At 73.0% G+C, this 12,989-nt stretch carries 12 protein-coding genes; 7 read left to right on the top strand and 5 right to left on the bottom strand.

Going from position 1 to position 12,989, the window contains the following annotated elements:
* Nucleotides 1–24: 24 nt before the first annotated feature.
* Genes IE244_RS18660 through IE244_RS18645 form a run of 4 tightly spaced genes read right to left on the bottom strand, consistent with a single transcriptional unit; the run spans nucleotide 25 to nucleotide 4,013 of the window.
* Nucleotides 25–2,079, bottom strand: a complete 2,055-nt coding sequence (locus tag IE244_RS18660) for an acetate--CoA ligase family protein (protein ID WP_191874651.1) — start codon at nucleotides 2,077–2,079, stop codon at nucleotides 25–27.
* Nucleotide 2,080: 1 nt separating this feature from the next.
* Nucleotides 2,081–2,272: a ferredoxin gene (locus IE244_RS18655; protein ID WP_191874650.1), complete on the bottom strand. Its 192-nt coding sequence runs from the start codon at nucleotides 2,270–2,272 to the stop codon at nucleotides 2,081–2,083.
* 59 nt (nucleotides 2,273–2,331) lie between these two features.
* Nucleotides 2,332–3,588 (bottom strand): NADH-ubiquinone oxidoreductase-F iron-sulfur binding region domain-containing protein, encoded by a 1,257-nt coding sequence (locus IE244_RS18650; RefSeq protein ID WP_191874649.1) that lies wholly within the window; start codon nucleotides 3,586–3,588, stop codon nucleotides 2,332–2,334.
* A complete protein-coding gene (locus IE244_RS18645; protein WP_191874648.1) occupies nucleotides 3,585–4,013 on the bottom strand; it encodes a hypothetical protein in 429 nt (142 codons plus the stop codon). The genes IE244_RS18650 and IE244_RS18645 overlap by 4 nt, the downstream gene beginning before the upstream one ends.
* Before the next feature lie 473 nt (nucleotides 4,014–4,486).
* Between IE244_RS18645 and IE244_RS18640 the strand changes: the two genes are divergently transcribed.
* The 7 genes from IE244_RS18640 to IE244_RS18610 all read left to right on the top strand — a co-directional run bounded on the left by IE244_RS18640 (nucleotide 4,487) and on the right by IE244_RS18610 (nucleotide 12,571).
* A complete protein-coding gene (locus IE244_RS18640; protein ID WP_191874647.1) occupies nucleotides 4,487–5,662 on the top strand; it encodes an aromatic ring-hydroxylating oxygenase subunit alpha in 1,176 nt (391 codons plus the stop codon).
* A gap of 172 nt (nucleotides 5,663–5,834) precedes the next feature.
* Nucleotides 5,835–6,959 carry a polyamine ABC transporter substrate-binding protein gene (locus tag IE244_RS18635; RefSeq protein WP_229854190.1) on the top strand — a complete coding sequence of 375 codons (1,125 nt, stop codon included), beginning with the start codon at nucleotides 5,835–5,837 and terminating at the stop codon, nucleotides 6,957–6,959.
* 1 nt (nucleotide 6,960) lies between these two features.
* Nucleotides 6,961–7,854, top strand: coding sequence for an ABC transporter permease (locus IE244_RS18630; protein ID WP_191874646.1), 894 nt, complete (start codon nucleotides 6,961–6,963; stop codon nucleotides 7,852–7,854).
* The gene (locus IE244_RS18625) at nucleotides 7,851–8,732 is read left to right on the top strand and encodes an ABC transporter permease (RefSeq protein ID WP_191874645.1); all 882 of its coding nucleotides are present in this window, start codon (nucleotides 7,851–7,853) and stop codon (nucleotides 8,730–8,732) included. Before IE244_RS18630 ends, IE244_RS18625 begins: the two co-directional genes overlap by 4 nt.
* Nucleotides 8,733–8,735: 3 nt before the next feature.
* A complete protein-coding gene (locus tag IE244_RS18620) occupies nucleotides 8,736–9,806 on the top strand; it encodes an ABC transporter ATP-binding protein (protein WP_191874644.1) in 1,071 nt (356 codons plus the stop codon).
* Nucleotides 9,807–9,831: 25 nt separating this feature from the next.
* Entirely contained in the window at nucleotides 9,832–11,145 is a 1,314-nt protein-coding gene (locus IE244_RS18615; RefSeq protein WP_191874643.1) for a flavin monoamine oxidase family protein, read from the top strand.
* Nucleotides 11,138–12,571, top strand: a complete 1,434-nt coding sequence (locus tag IE244_RS18610) for an aminobutyraldehyde dehydrogenase (protein ID WP_229854189.1) — start codon at nucleotides 11,138–11,140, stop codon at nucleotides 12,569–12,571. Before IE244_RS18615 ends, IE244_RS18610 begins: the two co-directional genes overlap by 8 nt.
* Here the strand turns inward: IE244_RS18610 and IE244_RS18605 are convergent.
* The gene (locus tag IE244_RS18605; RefSeq protein ID WP_191874641.1) at nucleotides 12,561–12,983 is read right to left on the bottom strand and encodes an SRPBCC family protein; all 423 of its coding nucleotides are present in this window, start codon (nucleotides 12,981–12,983) and stop codon (nucleotides 12,561–12,563) included. The genes IE244_RS18610 and IE244_RS18605 overlap by 11 nt on opposite strands.
* Between the last annotated feature and the right edge of the window lie 6 nt (nucleotides 12,984–12,989).

The following is a 12,989-nucleotide window of genomic DNA, read 5'->3' as shown; positions in this document are numbered from 1 at the left end:
TCGGTCGGGTCACGGCGGGTGTGGTCAGGCGAGTACGGCGCGGGAGTCGAGGGCGAGGACCCCGTGCGGGCTGACGAGCAGCGGGTTGACCTCGATCTCGGCGATCTCCGGGTGGGCGGCGGCGAACGCGGTGATCGTCTCGATGGCCGCCGCGGCCGCGGCGACGTCGACGGGGGGTCTGCCGCGCACCCCGTCGAGCAGGGCGGCGGTGCGCAGCCCGCGCAGCAGCCGCAGGGCGCGGTCGGCGGTCACAGGGGCCAGGGTGAAGGCGACGTCGTGGAGGGCTTCGGCCAGCACTCCGCCCAGGCCCACCATCGCGACGGGGCCGAAACGGGGGTCGCGGTTGACGCCGACGATCAGCTCGATGCCGTCGGTCAGGTCCGCCATGGCCTCCACGGAGTAGGAGGGGGCGCCGAGGCGGGCGTGCATCTCCCGGAAGGCGGCCAGGAGTTCGTCGGGTCCGGCCAGGCCGAGTGCCACTCCGCCGGCGTCGGACTTGTGCAGCAGGTGGAGGGCCTTGAGGACGTACGGTCCGGTGAACTCCCCCGTGGCGGCCAGCAGTTCGGCCTCGTCGTGGACCTCCCGGGCGGCGGGGAAGGGGAGTCCGGCCGCTTCGAGGGCGCCGCGGGTCTGCAGGTAGCCGCTCTCGCGCAGGGGGGCGGCGGGGCGGGGAAGGGGGCGCACGCCGGTGTGCGCGGCGCGGGGTGCCGTGGCGGCGAGGGCGCGGGCGGCGTCCTCGGTGGCGGAGAAGACCGGGATGCCGGCGGCGGCGAGGGTGCGGCAGCTGGGCGAGGCGGGGTACATGGACTGCACCACGAGCGGCTTGGCGCTGGCGCGGTGGAGGTCGGCGATGCGGCGCGCGGCGGCCTGTTCGCCGTCCGCGAGGACCGTGCCGCCTCCGCCGAGCCCTCCCTCGGCGGCCGCGTACCCGCCGAAGTAGCCGGTCATGAGGACGGCGTCGGCCTCCTCGGCCGCCAGCAGCGCGGCGACGGTCTCGGCGTAGGAGCCCGGGTCCTGCTCGCCCATCCCGGCGAGGTCCACCGGATTGGCGACGGCCGACTGCTCCCACAGGACCGTCCGCAGCCGGTCCCGTGTCGGCGGGTGCAGTTCGGGGACGGTCAGGCCGGCCGACTCGACGGCGTCGGCGGCGATGACGCCGTGGCCGCCGCCGTCGGTGAGGACGGCGACCCGGCGGCCGGCCGCGCGTCGTGCGCCGTGCGACGCGGCGAGGACGACGGTGAGTTCACGCGGGGTGGCGACCAGTTCCGCTCCGGCGTCCCGGCAGGCCGCGCTCACCACGTCGGCGGAGGTGGTCAGCGCCCCGGTGTGGGACCGGGCGCTGCGGGCGGAGGCGTCGCCGCGTCCGGCGGTGAGCAGGACCACGGGTTTGCCCGCCACGGCGGCCGCCTCGGCGAAGGCGCGTCCGTCGGCGAAGTCCTCGGCGTAGACCGCGATGGCGTGGGTGCCCTCGTGCCGGGCGCAGTCGGTGAGCAGGTCGACCAGGGTGACGTCGGCCTGGTTGCCCAGCGAGACGAAGCGGGAGAAGCCGAGACCGTGCGGGCGGAAGCGGAGCTGGAGTTCCAGGGCGAGGTTGCCGCTCTGGCTGAGCAGTGCGACACCGCCGGGCGTGAAGGTGTCGGAGGCCAGGAAGAGATCCGTGGTGTTGTCGGCCAGCCCCAGGCAGTTCGGTCCGACCATCACGGCACCCGCGGCGCGGACGCGTGCGGCGACGGCGCGCTGGCGGGTGCGTCCCGCGTCGCCGGTCTCCGCGAAGCCGGCGGTGATGGCGACGATGGCCCGGGCGCCGCAGGCGAGGGCCTCGTCGACGGCGTCCTCGAAGCCGGCGGCGGGTACGGAGACCACCGCCAGGTCGACGGGTTCGCCGATCGCGCTGAGGCTGGGGGCGGCGGTGCGGCCGAGGACCGTGCCGCCGCGCCGGTTGACCAGGTGGAGGGGGCGGCGGCCGTTCGCGCGCAGGGCTTGTGCGGCGATGGCGTGGCCGTACTTGGCGGGGTCGTCGCTGGCTCCGACGACGGCGACGGAGACGGGGTCGAAGAGTGCCGACAGGTCGCGTCCCATGTCATTTCACCAGTCGCAGCGCGGAGTTGGGGCAGGCTGCCACGGCGGCTTCGGCGGCGCCCGCGCCCTGGGCCGGCACGTCGCTCAGGAGCACCTGGGCATACCCCCACTCGTCGAGGTCGATCAGCTCGGGCGCGGGTTCCTGGCAGAGGCCGTAGCCCTGGCAGCGGGTGGAGTCCAGCAGGAGTTTCACGGTGGGGGTCCTTTCGGGAGCGCGGGCTTCGGGGCGTGACGGGGCGGGGAGTCGAGGGGTCAGGGCACGGTCACCGTGAACCGGCGGCCGTCGTCGGCCACCACGTGGGTGCACGCCGGGCAGCCGGAGCCGTGCCGGGCGCCGATGCGGTCGGGGAAGTGGGTGAGGAGGGTGGCGACGATGCGGGCGGCCGCGTCGAGGAGCCCGCAGGCCCCGCGGCCGGGCAGCTGCCGCGACCAGCGGTCCAGCTTCTCGGCCGGGTCCTCGCCCGCCTCGCCGCGGGCGACGGCCGTGAGGGCGCCGGCCAGCGCACCGGTTCCGGAGACGCACACCCCGCACTGCCGGGCGCTCTGTGCCGCGAGGTAGGCCGTGGCCTCGGCGGCGGTGGCCACCGGGCAGTCCTGTGGGCGCAGGAAGTGCAGCGCCCCGCAGCCGAGCGCCGCGCCGGCGGCCTTCAGCCGGTCGTGGTCGAGCGGCAGGTCCGTCCAGCCGGGGCCGTACAGCCCGCCGAAGAGGCCGCCGAGGAGGACCGCCTCGGCCGTGCCGTGTCCGCACAGGTCGGCGAGGGCCTTCAGACGGGTGCCGGCGGGTGCCTCGACGAGTGCGGCGTCGGTGCCGCCTGGTCCCGAGAGCGTGACCAGATGGGCGGCGGCGACGGCCGCCGCGGCGTCGGGGCACGCGTGCATCAGCGCGATCCGGGCCAGTGTCTCCACGTTGGCGACGAGCGTGGGGGCGCCGCCGACCCCTGCCTCGAAGGGGCGCGGTGGCTTCGCCGTGGGCAGCGCCGGACCGCCGTCGATGCGTCGTACGACCGCGGACTCCTCCCCCGCCACGTAGGCGGGGTGCGTCCTCACGACGTCGACGCGTAGGGCGGTGGGGCGCTCGGCGAGGGCGTTACGGACGGCCTGCTCGGTGAGGGGGTCCGAGAGGTAGACGCAGCCGTGTCCGGCACCGGTCAGGGCCTCGGCCAGCCGCAGGCCGTCCAGGACCAGGTGCGGTCGGTGGCGCAGCAGCCACCGGTCCTTGACCGACCCGGGCTCGCCCTCCTCGCCGTTGGCGACGACGACGGGCCGGCCGGGTGCGTCGCGGACGGCGCGCAGCTTCACGGCGGCGGGGAAGCCGGCACCGCCGCGGCCCCGCAGTCCGAGGCCGGCGATCCGGTCGAGCAGCCGGTCCCGCGAGGAAAGCGGGGTGTACCCGCCTGTGGCGAGGTAGCGGGCGAGGTCCTCGGCCCCTCGGTGCGGCTCGGCGCCGAACACCGGTGAGACGAGCAGGCCGGGCTGTCCTTCGGGGAGGAGGGAGTGGACGCCGGTCATACGGTGCTCCTGGGCTCGGTGTGGCCGCGGTGGGCGGGACGGCCGCGGGCGCTCAGGCGGGCCAGCGCCTCTTCCAGGTCCCGCCGCTGCGCGGCCGTTCGGGCGTAGGCGGTGCCGGGCAGGCCGATCAGCATGCGGTGGTGGTCGAGGACGACCTCGCCGGCCACCAGCGCCGGCCGGGGGTCGGTCGCGGCGGGTCCCGCCGCGGCCTCGACGACCAGGTCGGTGACTTCGCGGAGGTAGCGCAGCCAGCCGCCCTGGGTTCCGCGCAGCACCAGCCGCTGGACGCGGTGGCGCTCGGCGGCGACCAGTGCCGGGGGCGGGTGGCCGTCGGCGGGGGCTCGGAGGGCGGCCACCGCGGCGGGCAGTTCCTGTTCGGGCTCCGGCGTGAGGCCGAGCCATACCAGACTTCGGCGTGCGCTCATGCGTGCCTCCTGGGTCGCACCGTGTCCGGACGGCCCGGAACGGGGTGGCGCGGCGAGGGCGGGATGGGGAGGGAGGTGCTCCGGCGCCCGGGTGAGGGGGGCCGGGAAGCGGGTGCGGGGTGCAGGCGCCGGGGCCGTGCACGCGGGGACAGCGGGTGTCCGGATCGGTGCGAGGTGACTGGCCGGAGCCGTGCACCGCCCGAACCTGGATGTCCGGAATCGGACGCCTAGGGGCGCGGATCGGGATGCGCGGGTGGGTCCGGGAACGCGCTGCGGGTCCGGGCCCTCCGCCTGCCACGACACTAACTAACTAATTAGTCAGCCCACAAGTCTTGACTTGGCACCACCCCGGACGCAATCTGACTAACCAATTAGTCAGCCGGATCCCGGCAGGTCAAAAGGCCTGGACCTGCCCATTTCCCCGGCATTGCCTCACCGCCCATCGCCGCCGCCGCGGCGCGGAGGAGGATCCCATGCACCCCACGCCCACCCGGCCGGCCGCCGGCACCGCCGATACGCCGGAGCCGCCCCCCGAGCATCCCGGGGAAGCGCTGCCGGCCCGCTACTACACGGATCCGGCCATCGCCGAGGCCGAGACCGAGCACATCTTCGCCCGGTCCTGGCAGCTCGTCTGCCACGAGTCCGACCTCCCCGGCCCCGGTGCCCGGCTGACCGCCACGGCCGCGGGCCGGGAGGTCCTGGTGGTCCCGACCGAGGACGGCGGCCTCGCCGCCCACCTCAACGTCTGCCGGCACCGAGGCACCCGCCTGGTCACCGCACCCGAGCCGGCCGGCAAGGCGATCCGCTGCCCGTACCACGGCTGGACCTACAAGCTGGACGGACGCCTCGTCGGCGCGCCCGAGGCACGGCGGATCCCCTGCCTGGACAAGCCCCGGCTCGGCCTGCACCCGGTGAACGTGGAGTCGTTCCTGGGCTTCGTCTTCGTCAACCTCGACATGGAGGCGACGCCACTCGCCGAATCCTGCAAGGGCCTCGCCGAGGCCGTGGGCCGCTACGCCGGGGCGGACCTCGTCCCCGTCGGCAAGCACCGCATCCACGACCTGTCCGGCGGCGAGCAGCAGAACGCCAACTGGAAGGTGATCGTCGACAACTACCTGGAGGGGTACCACGTCCCCGTGGCCCACCCCGCGCTCATGCGGCTGCTCGACTACCAGGCGTACACGGTGGACGTGCAGGAGCACTACGTCCTGTTCGAGTCACCGCTGCGCGACAAGCCCTCCTCGAACTGGACCGAGCGGCTCTACCAGCGGCTGGCGGCCCCGATGCCGGGACTGGCCGAGGCCGACCGGCGGGTGTGGCGGTACGCCGTGATCTACCCGAACACGCTCATCGACTTCTACCCTGACCACGTGCTCGCGTGGACCGCCCTGCCCACCGCCCAGGACCGGGCGGCGATCCCCGGCGCCTTCTACACCAAGCACGGGGAGAGCGTCCGCACCCGGCTGGCCCGGCGGCTGAACATCCACATCGGCTGGGTCACCAACGACGAGGACGCCGAGCTGGTGGAGCGGGTACAGGCCGGGCTGACCACGCCCGGTTTCGAACCGGGGCCGCTGTCGCAGCGCGAGGCCGCCGTGGGCTGGTTCGCCCGCCGGGTCCGGGACGACCTGGAGGGCCGCACGCCGTGACGTGCTCCCGCGCGCCCTACGCCGTACGTCTCCGGACGGGCTTACCCCTCCCCCGCTGACACACGCTCGCACCCTCCCCAGACCGGTCTTCCCTACGGAGTCAGGGCCTCCGTGAGCCGACCAGCCGGTCCAGCCCTGGAGTTGTGCCGTTCCTCGACGGAGAGGACGTTCCGTGTCCCCCGAGGTACCCCCACCCACCCGACGCGCCATGCTGCGGGCCGGCGCCTGCGGACTGCTGGGCGCCGCGGCCGGCGGCTGCGGGTTCATGCCCGCCAGGATGCCCGACGCCAAGCAGCTCGCCCCGGTCCCGGCGCGCGTCGACGGCGATCTCGTCTACTTCAACTGGGCCGACTACGTCGACCCGGCCGTGTTCAAGGGCTTCGAGAAGGAGTACGGCGTCAGGGTCGTCCAGTCGAACTTCGACTCGATGGAGGGCATGGTCGCCAAGCTCAACGCCGGCAACCGCTACGACGTCATCTTCCCCTCCGCCAAGTGGGCGCAGCGCCTGGCCCACGCGGGCCGGCTGCACCGGATAGACCACTCCCAGCTCCCCAACGCGCACGCGATATTCGGCACGTACACCTACTTCGCCGATCCCTGGTACGACCCGGGCTCCGCGCACACCGTCCCGTTCACCGCGTACAAGACCGGCATCGGCTGGCGCCGCGACCGGATCGGCGAACTCGCCGGTTCCTGGCGGGACCTGTGGAGCGACAAGGCCCGCGGCAAGGTCTTCCTGCTGGACGACCGCGACGAGGTGCTCGGCATGGGCGCCCTGGAACTCGGCCTGAACGTCAGCACCGGCGACCCCGGTGACCTCGACCGCATCACCTCCCTGCTGAGCACCCTTCGCCCGCGGCTGCGCGGCTTCTCCAGCGACAGCTACAACAACCTGCTCAACGGCAACGCGGTCATCACCCAGGCGTGGAGCGGCGACATGGCCGCCATGCTCAACCAGGCCAAGGACCCCTCGGTGTTCGGCTTCGCGGCCCCCAAGGAGGGCACGCCGATCAATTCCGACTGCTACGCGATCCCCTGGAACGCCCCGCACCCGGGCACCGCGATGCTGTTCATCGACTACATGCTGCGGCCGGAGAACGTGAAGAAGAACATCGAGTACATCGGCTATCCGATGCCGGTGGCCGGCTCCGAGAAGACCTACGCCGAGCTGGTCAAGCCCTTCCCCGAGTGCCTCGTCACCGAGGAGGAGCTGAAGGGGGACCTGTTCTTCCGCAACGGCAGCCGCACGGCGGAGGACGCCCGCGACACCGCCTGGACCCATGTGAAGGCGGGCTGACATGGCACTGCTCCCCCGTTCCTCGCGCACCCGCCGGCGCGGCGCCGACGGTGACCGCATGTGGACCTGGCTGATGCTGCCCGGCACCCTGTGGATGACCGGGTTCCTGATCGCCTCGCTGGTCCTCGTCGCCGTCCTCGCGGTCGGCACCACCGACGACCTCGGCAACCCGCGCTTCGGCTTCGACCTGGCCGGCGTGCGCGCCCTCGCCGACCCCGCCTACACCGAGGTCCTGGCCCGCTCGCTCGGCTACGCCCTGCTGACCTGTGTGATCTGCCTGCTGATCGCCTACCCGGTGGCGTACACCATCGCCCTGCACGGCGGACGGTACAAACACGCGCTGATCGCGGCCGTCGTCGTCCCGTTCTTCGCCAACTACCTGGTCCGCATGTACGGCTGGTCGGTGGTCCTCTCCGACGACGGACCGGTGCTGCGCGCCCTGCGCGCCGTCGGACTGGCCGACGGCGGCACGAAGATCCTCAACACGGGGGCGGGTGTGGTCGCCGGGCTCGTCTACGGGTTCGTCGTCTTCATGATCATCCCGTTGTACGCGGCCCTGGAACGCCTGGACGTCTCCCTCATCGAGGCCGGCCGCGACCTGTACGGCGGCCCCGTCCGCACCTTCTTCTTCGTCACCCTGCCCGCCACCCGGCAGGGCGCGGCGGCCGGGCTCGTCCTGGTCTTCCTGCCCGCCATGGGCGACTTCGTCAGCGCGCAGCTCATGGGAGGCCCGGACCAGATCATGATCGGCAATCTCATCCAGGACAAGTTCTTCCAGGGCCAGAACTGGCCGCTGGGCTCCGCGCTCACCATGCTGCTGATGCTGGTGCTGCTGGTCGGGATGTTCGGCTATCTGCGGCGCACCCGCAAGGACGAGGCGGAGGCCCGCCGATGACCCTGCTACGCCTGCCCTCCTCCACCGCTCCCGCGCGCCCGGCGGCCCGGACCCGCACCCGTCGCGGGCGCGCCGACCGCAGACCGCGGATCCTGATCGCCCTCACCGGGCTGTTCTTCGCCCTGCTCTACCTGCCCATCGCCGTGGTGGCCCTGTTCTCCTTCAACTCCAAGAAGTCGCTGACCGTGTTCGGCGGGTTCAGCCTGCGCTGGTACCGCGCCTTCGTCCACGACGACGTACTGATCTCGTCCCTGGGGACCAGTCTGCGCATCTCCCTGGTGGCGATGGCCGGTTCGGTCGTCCTCGGCGTGGCGCTCGCGCTCGGTCTGGTGCGCTGCCGCACCCGGCTCGGTTCGCTGGCGGGCCTGATCATGCTGGTGCCGCTGGTCACGCCGGAGATCGTCACGGGCGTGGCCTCGATGCTGCTGTTCAAGGGCCTGGGCGTGGCCCTGTCGACCGGCACGGTGATGCTCTCGGAGATCACCTTCTCCATCTCCTACGTCACCGTCATCCTGCGCTCCCGGGTGGCGGCGCTGAACCCGGAGGTGGAGGAGGCCGCGATGGACCTGGGCGCCACCCGCTGGCAGGCGGTCCGCCTGGTGACCCTGCCGGCCCTGCTGCCCGCCGTGCTCGCCTCGGCCGTGCTGATCTTCGCGCTCGTCTTCGACGACTTCGTCCTCGCCTACTTCACCACCGGTGTCGACCCCCAGCCGCTGTCGGTGCGGATCTACTCCGCGATCCGCTTCGGGCTGCAGCCCACCATCAACGCCGTCGGCACGCTGATGCTCGCGGGATCCATCTGCCTGATCGCGCTGGCCCTGTTCATCCCGCGCCTCTTCGGCCGCCGCGGCGGCCTCGACATCCTCTCCGGAGAGTGATCCATGGACGCGACCCCCGCCGTCCGGCTCGACGGCGTCTCCAAGCAGTTCGGGGACTCCTACGCCGTCCACCGTCTCGACCTCGACATCGAGGCCGGCCACTTCTTCTCCCTGCTGGGCCCCTCCGGCTGCGGCAAGACCACCTCCCTGCGCATGATCGGCGGGTTCAGCGACCCGACCGAGGGTGCGGTGCTGCTCGCCGGTGAGGACGTGACGGCGCTGCCGCCGAACAAGCGCAACGTCAACACCGTCTTCCAGAGCTACGCGCTGTTCGACCATCTGAGCGTCGCCGACAACGTCGGCTTCGGCCTCAAGCGCACGGGCGTCGCCAAGGCCGAGCTCCGCCAGCGGGTCGGCGAGATGCTGGAGCTGGTCCAGCTCTCCGGCCTCGCCGACCGCAAGCCCCGTACCCTCTCCGGCGGCCAGCGCCAGCGCGTCGCCCTCGCCCGAGCGCTCGTCAACCGTCCGGCCGTACTGCTCCTGGACGAGCCGCTGGCCGCCCTGGACCTGAAGCTGCGCCGGCAGATGCAGGTCGAACTCAAGCAGATCCAGCGCGAGGTCGGCATCACGTTCGTCTTCGTCACCCACGACCAGGACGAGGCGCTGACCATGTCCGACCGGATCGCCGTGATGAACGAGGGCCGCATCGAGCAGTGCGGCACCCCCGAGGACGTCTACGAGCATCCGGCCAGCCGGTTCGTGGCGTCCTTCATGGGCACCTCGAACCTGATGGGCGGCACCTACCGGGGCGGTCAGGTCGCCCTGGACGGCGGTCCCGCCCTGCCGGTCGGCGCACGGCCCGGCATCGCGGACGGCACCGCCGTCAGCGTCTCCGTACGCCCCGAGAAGATCTGGCTGTCGGACTTCGAACCGGGCATGTCGATGCTGAGCGGAGTGATCCGCGAGACCGTCTACAGCGGCCCGACCACCACGTACCTGATCGAGCTCGCCCCCGGCGTCACGCTGTCCGTGCTGGAGCAGAACACGGCCCGCGCCCGCATGGAGGACCGCTGGAGCGGTGGCGAGACGGTGGAGTTCGGCTGGCGGCCCGAACACTGCCTGGTCCTGGCCTGACACCCCGTACAGGAGAGCGAAACCGATGCATCACGACGTGATCGTGCTCGGGGCGGGGCTCGCCGGCCTCGCCGCCGCCCGGGACCTCGCCGCCGCGGGCACCGACGTACTCGTCCTGGAGGCGCGGGACCGCGTCGGCGGCCGGGTCGAGCAGACCCGCACCCCCGACGGCCGCACCGTGCAGCTGGGCGGCGAGGTGGTCGGCCACGCCCACACCGCCTATCTGCGGCTGGCCGGGGAGCTCGGCCTGGAACTCGTGCCCAGCTACGTCGCCGAACCCGGCCGCATGACCCGTGCCACCCCGGAGGGTCTCTCGGCGGGCGACCCGCCGCACTGGTTCGGCCCCGGCGACATGGCCCAGCACCAGCAGCTGAGCAAGGAGTTCGGCGAACTCGCCGCCACGGTCGACCCCGACGCCCCCTGGTCGCATCCCGCGGCGGACGCCCTGGACCGGCTGTCCGTGGCCGGCTGGCTGCGCTCCCGCCACGCCGCGCCGGCGGTGGTACGGCTGTGGGACATCGGCCAACTGGCCCTGGCGGGCGGATCGTACGAGCGGATCTCGCTGCTGGCCGCGCTGCGCAAGAGCGCGGCGGTCCCGGGCACCGGCGACTACGACTACGACGCCTGGGAGGGGCTGCGGCTGGCGGCGGGCTCTGCCACCCTCGCCGAGGTCATGGGCCATGAGCTGGGCCCGCGCATCCGCCTCGGCTCGCCTGTCGCCGCGCTGGACGTCCGCCCCGGACACTGCGCCGTGCGGCTGGTCACGGGTGAGGTCCTCACCGCGGCGGCCGTGGTGAGCGCCCTGCCGGTGGGACCGCTGCGGTCGGTCGCCGTCACCGGTGTGAGCGACGCCCGCCTGGCCTCGCTGCACCGGCAGCGGCAGGCGACGGCCGCGAAGTTCGCCGCCGTGTACGACGGTCCCTTCTGGCGCGCCGACGGCCTGAACGGCCTGTCCGAGACGGAAGGGGTCCTGGGCAGCACCTGGCCGCAGAACGAGGGCGTGCTGTCGGCGCTGATCCCGCCCGAGCGCTACGGCGTGCTGCTGGGCACCCCGCCCCATCTGCGCACGCCGGAGCTGCTCGCCGAGATGGCCGCGCTGTTCGGCGACGAGGCACTGCGGCCGGCCGCCTGTCATCTGCGGCTGTGGGGCACCGACCCGTGGACCCAGGGCTATGTCACCCAGTGGCCGCCGGGCGAGGTGATGGCGGTCGGCCCGCTGCACGGCACGCATGAACCACCGTTCTACGTCTGCGGCTCCGACCAGTGGGTCGCCGGATACATGGAAGGCGCGGTCCGCACCGGCCGCGCCGCCGCCGAGGAGGCACTGCGCCGTGGCTGACACCGACCGCCTCACCACGCTGCTGAACCACATCGGCGGCCAGGACGTCCCGGCCGCCTCCGGGGCCACCCTGCGACTGATCGCCCCCGCGAGCGGACTCCAGCACGGGCTGGCCCCGCTCTCCGGGGGCGAGGACGTGGACGCGGCCTGCCGGGCGGCTCAACGGGCCTTCGACGGCTGGTCGGCCACGACGCCCGCACAGCGGCAGACGGCCCTGCTGCGTATCGCCGACTCCCTGGAGCGGCAGGCCGACGCGGTGGCGGACGCCGAGGTGACCGACACGGGCAAGCCCCGGGTGCTGTTCCTCATGGACGAACTGCCCGCGGTCGTGGACGTGCTGCGGTACTTCGCCGGGACCGCCCGGAATCTGCCGGGCGCCGCTGCGACCGAGTACACGCCGGGCCGCACCTCCGTGCTGCGCCGCGAGCCGGTCGGTGTCTGCGCCCAGATCACCCCGTGGAACTATCCGCTGATGATGGCCGTGTGGAAGATCGCTCCGGCTCTCGCCGCCGGGAACACGGTCGTGCTCAAACCGTCCGACACCACGCCGACCTCAGCCGTGCTCCTGGCCCGGCTGGCCTCCGAGCACCTGCCGGCCGGTGTGCTCAACGTCGTGTGCGGCGACCGTGACACCGGGCGCTCGCTGGTGTCCCATCCGTTCGTCCGGCTGGTGGCCGTCACGGGCAGTGTGCGCGCCGGGCAGGAGATCGCCACCGCGGCGGCGGCCGATCTCAAGCGGCTGCACCTGGAACTCGGCGGCAACGCACCGGTGCTGGTCCACAAGGACGCCGATCTCGACGACGCGGTCGCGCAGTTGTCCTCGCTGGCCTTCTACAACGCGGGGCAGGACTGCACGGCGGCCACCAGGATCCTCGTCGACGGCCGGATCCACGACACCTTTCTGGCCGCCTTCGCCGAACAAGCCGCGGGGCGCCGGCCCGGAGGCCCCGACGACGAACGCGCCGACTTCGGTCCTCTCGCGAGTCCGGCTCAACTCACCTCCGTCACAGACCTGTTGGCCCGCCTTCCGCGTCACGCCGAGGTGGTCGCCGGCGGCAGACCCCTGGAGCGCCCCGGCTGTTTCCACGCCGCGACGGTCATCGCCGGGGTCCGGCAGGAGGACGAGATCGTGCAGAGCGAGGTGTTCGGGCCGGTCGTCACCGTCCAGCCCTTCACCGACGAGGCCGAGGCGTTCCGGCTGGCGAACGGGGTTCCCCAGGGGCTGGCCGCGAGTGTCTGGACCCGCGACCACGACCGGGCCATGCGCGCGAGCCGGGCGCTGCGCACCGGCATCGTCTGGGTCAACACCCACGGCACGACGGTCTCGGAGATGCCGCACGGGGGCGTGGGCCACTCCGGTTACGGCAGCGATCTCTCCCTCGCCGGACTGCTGGACTACACGCAGGTCAAGCACGTCATGCTGTGACGCCTGCCGCGCCGCCCTCCAGGACCTGCTTGAGGGCGGCGAGTTCGGTGTCGACCAGGTCGGTCTGCTGCTTGAACTCGGTGTCGGTGAGCGACGGCGGCCGATGGAAGGTGATCATGAACTCGGCGCCCTCGCCGTTGGGGACCACGCGGGCCGGCACCTGCCAGGAGGCGGTGTCGTCGACGTAGTCGTGATCGAGGATGCCGTACTCCGCACGGGCACGCAGGCGCAGCCTGGCGGGGCCGAGCGGGGTGGACATGAGCCACCAGTCGGGGTCGTCGGTGGGCTCGATGGCGCGGACGTTGCCCACGGCCCACCGGGGCCAGTTCGCGGGGTCGGCGAGGAAGGCGAAGACCTGCCGCCAAGGGCGGTCGATGCCGACGGTCTTGGTCACGGAGGGGCTGATGCTCATGGTGCG

Source organism: Streptomyces filipinensis (genome assembly GCF_014649495.1).
GTDB lineage: Bacteria > Actinomycetota > Actinomycetes > Streptomycetales > Streptomycetaceae > Streptomyces > Streptomyces filipinensis.
The sequence above is the reverse complement of the archived record's forward strand: the minus strand, read 5'-3'. Positions and strand labels throughout refer to the sequence as shown.

What these genes read in the sequence shown, in the direction of transcription:
- IE244_RS18615 (WP_191874643.1), top strand. Translation starts at nt 9,832, where the DNA reads ATGCATCACGACGTGATCGTGCTCGGGGCGGGGCTCGCCGGCCTCGCC.
- IE244_RS18660 (WP_191874651.1), bottom strand. Translation starts at nt 2,079, where the DNA reads ATGGGACGCGACCTGTCGGCACTCTTCGACCCCGTCTCCGTCGCCGTC.
- IE244_RS18620 (WP_191874644.1), top strand. Translation starts at nt 8,736, where the DNA reads ATGGACGCGACCCCCGCCGTCCGGCTCGACGGCGTCTCCAAGCAGTTC.
- IE244_RS18630 (WP_191874646.1), top strand. Translation starts at nt 6,961, where the DNA reads ATGGCACTGCTCCCCCGTTCCTCGCGCACCCGCCGGCGCGGCGCCGAC.
- IE244_RS18605 (WP_191874641.1), bottom strand. Translation starts at nt 12,983, where the DNA reads ATGAGCATCAGCCCCTCCGTGACCAAGACCGTCGGCATCGACCGCCCT.
- IE244_RS18650 (WP_191874649.1), bottom strand. Translation starts at nt 3,588, where the DNA reads ATGACCGGCGTCCACTCCCTCCTCCCCGAAGGACAGCCCGGCCTGCTC.
- IE244_RS18640 (WP_191874647.1), top strand. Translation starts at nt 4,487, where the DNA reads ATGCACCCCACGCCCACCCGGCCGGCCGCCGGCACCGCCGATACGCCG.
- IE244_RS18645 (WP_191874648.1), bottom strand. Translation starts at nt 4,013, where the DNA reads ATGAGCGCACGCCGAAGTCTGGTATGGCTCGGCCTCACGCCGGAGCCC.
- IE244_RS18625 (WP_191874645.1), top strand. Translation starts at nt 7,851, where the DNA reads ATGACCCTGCTACGCCTGCCCTCCTCCACCGCTCCCGCGCGCCCGGCG.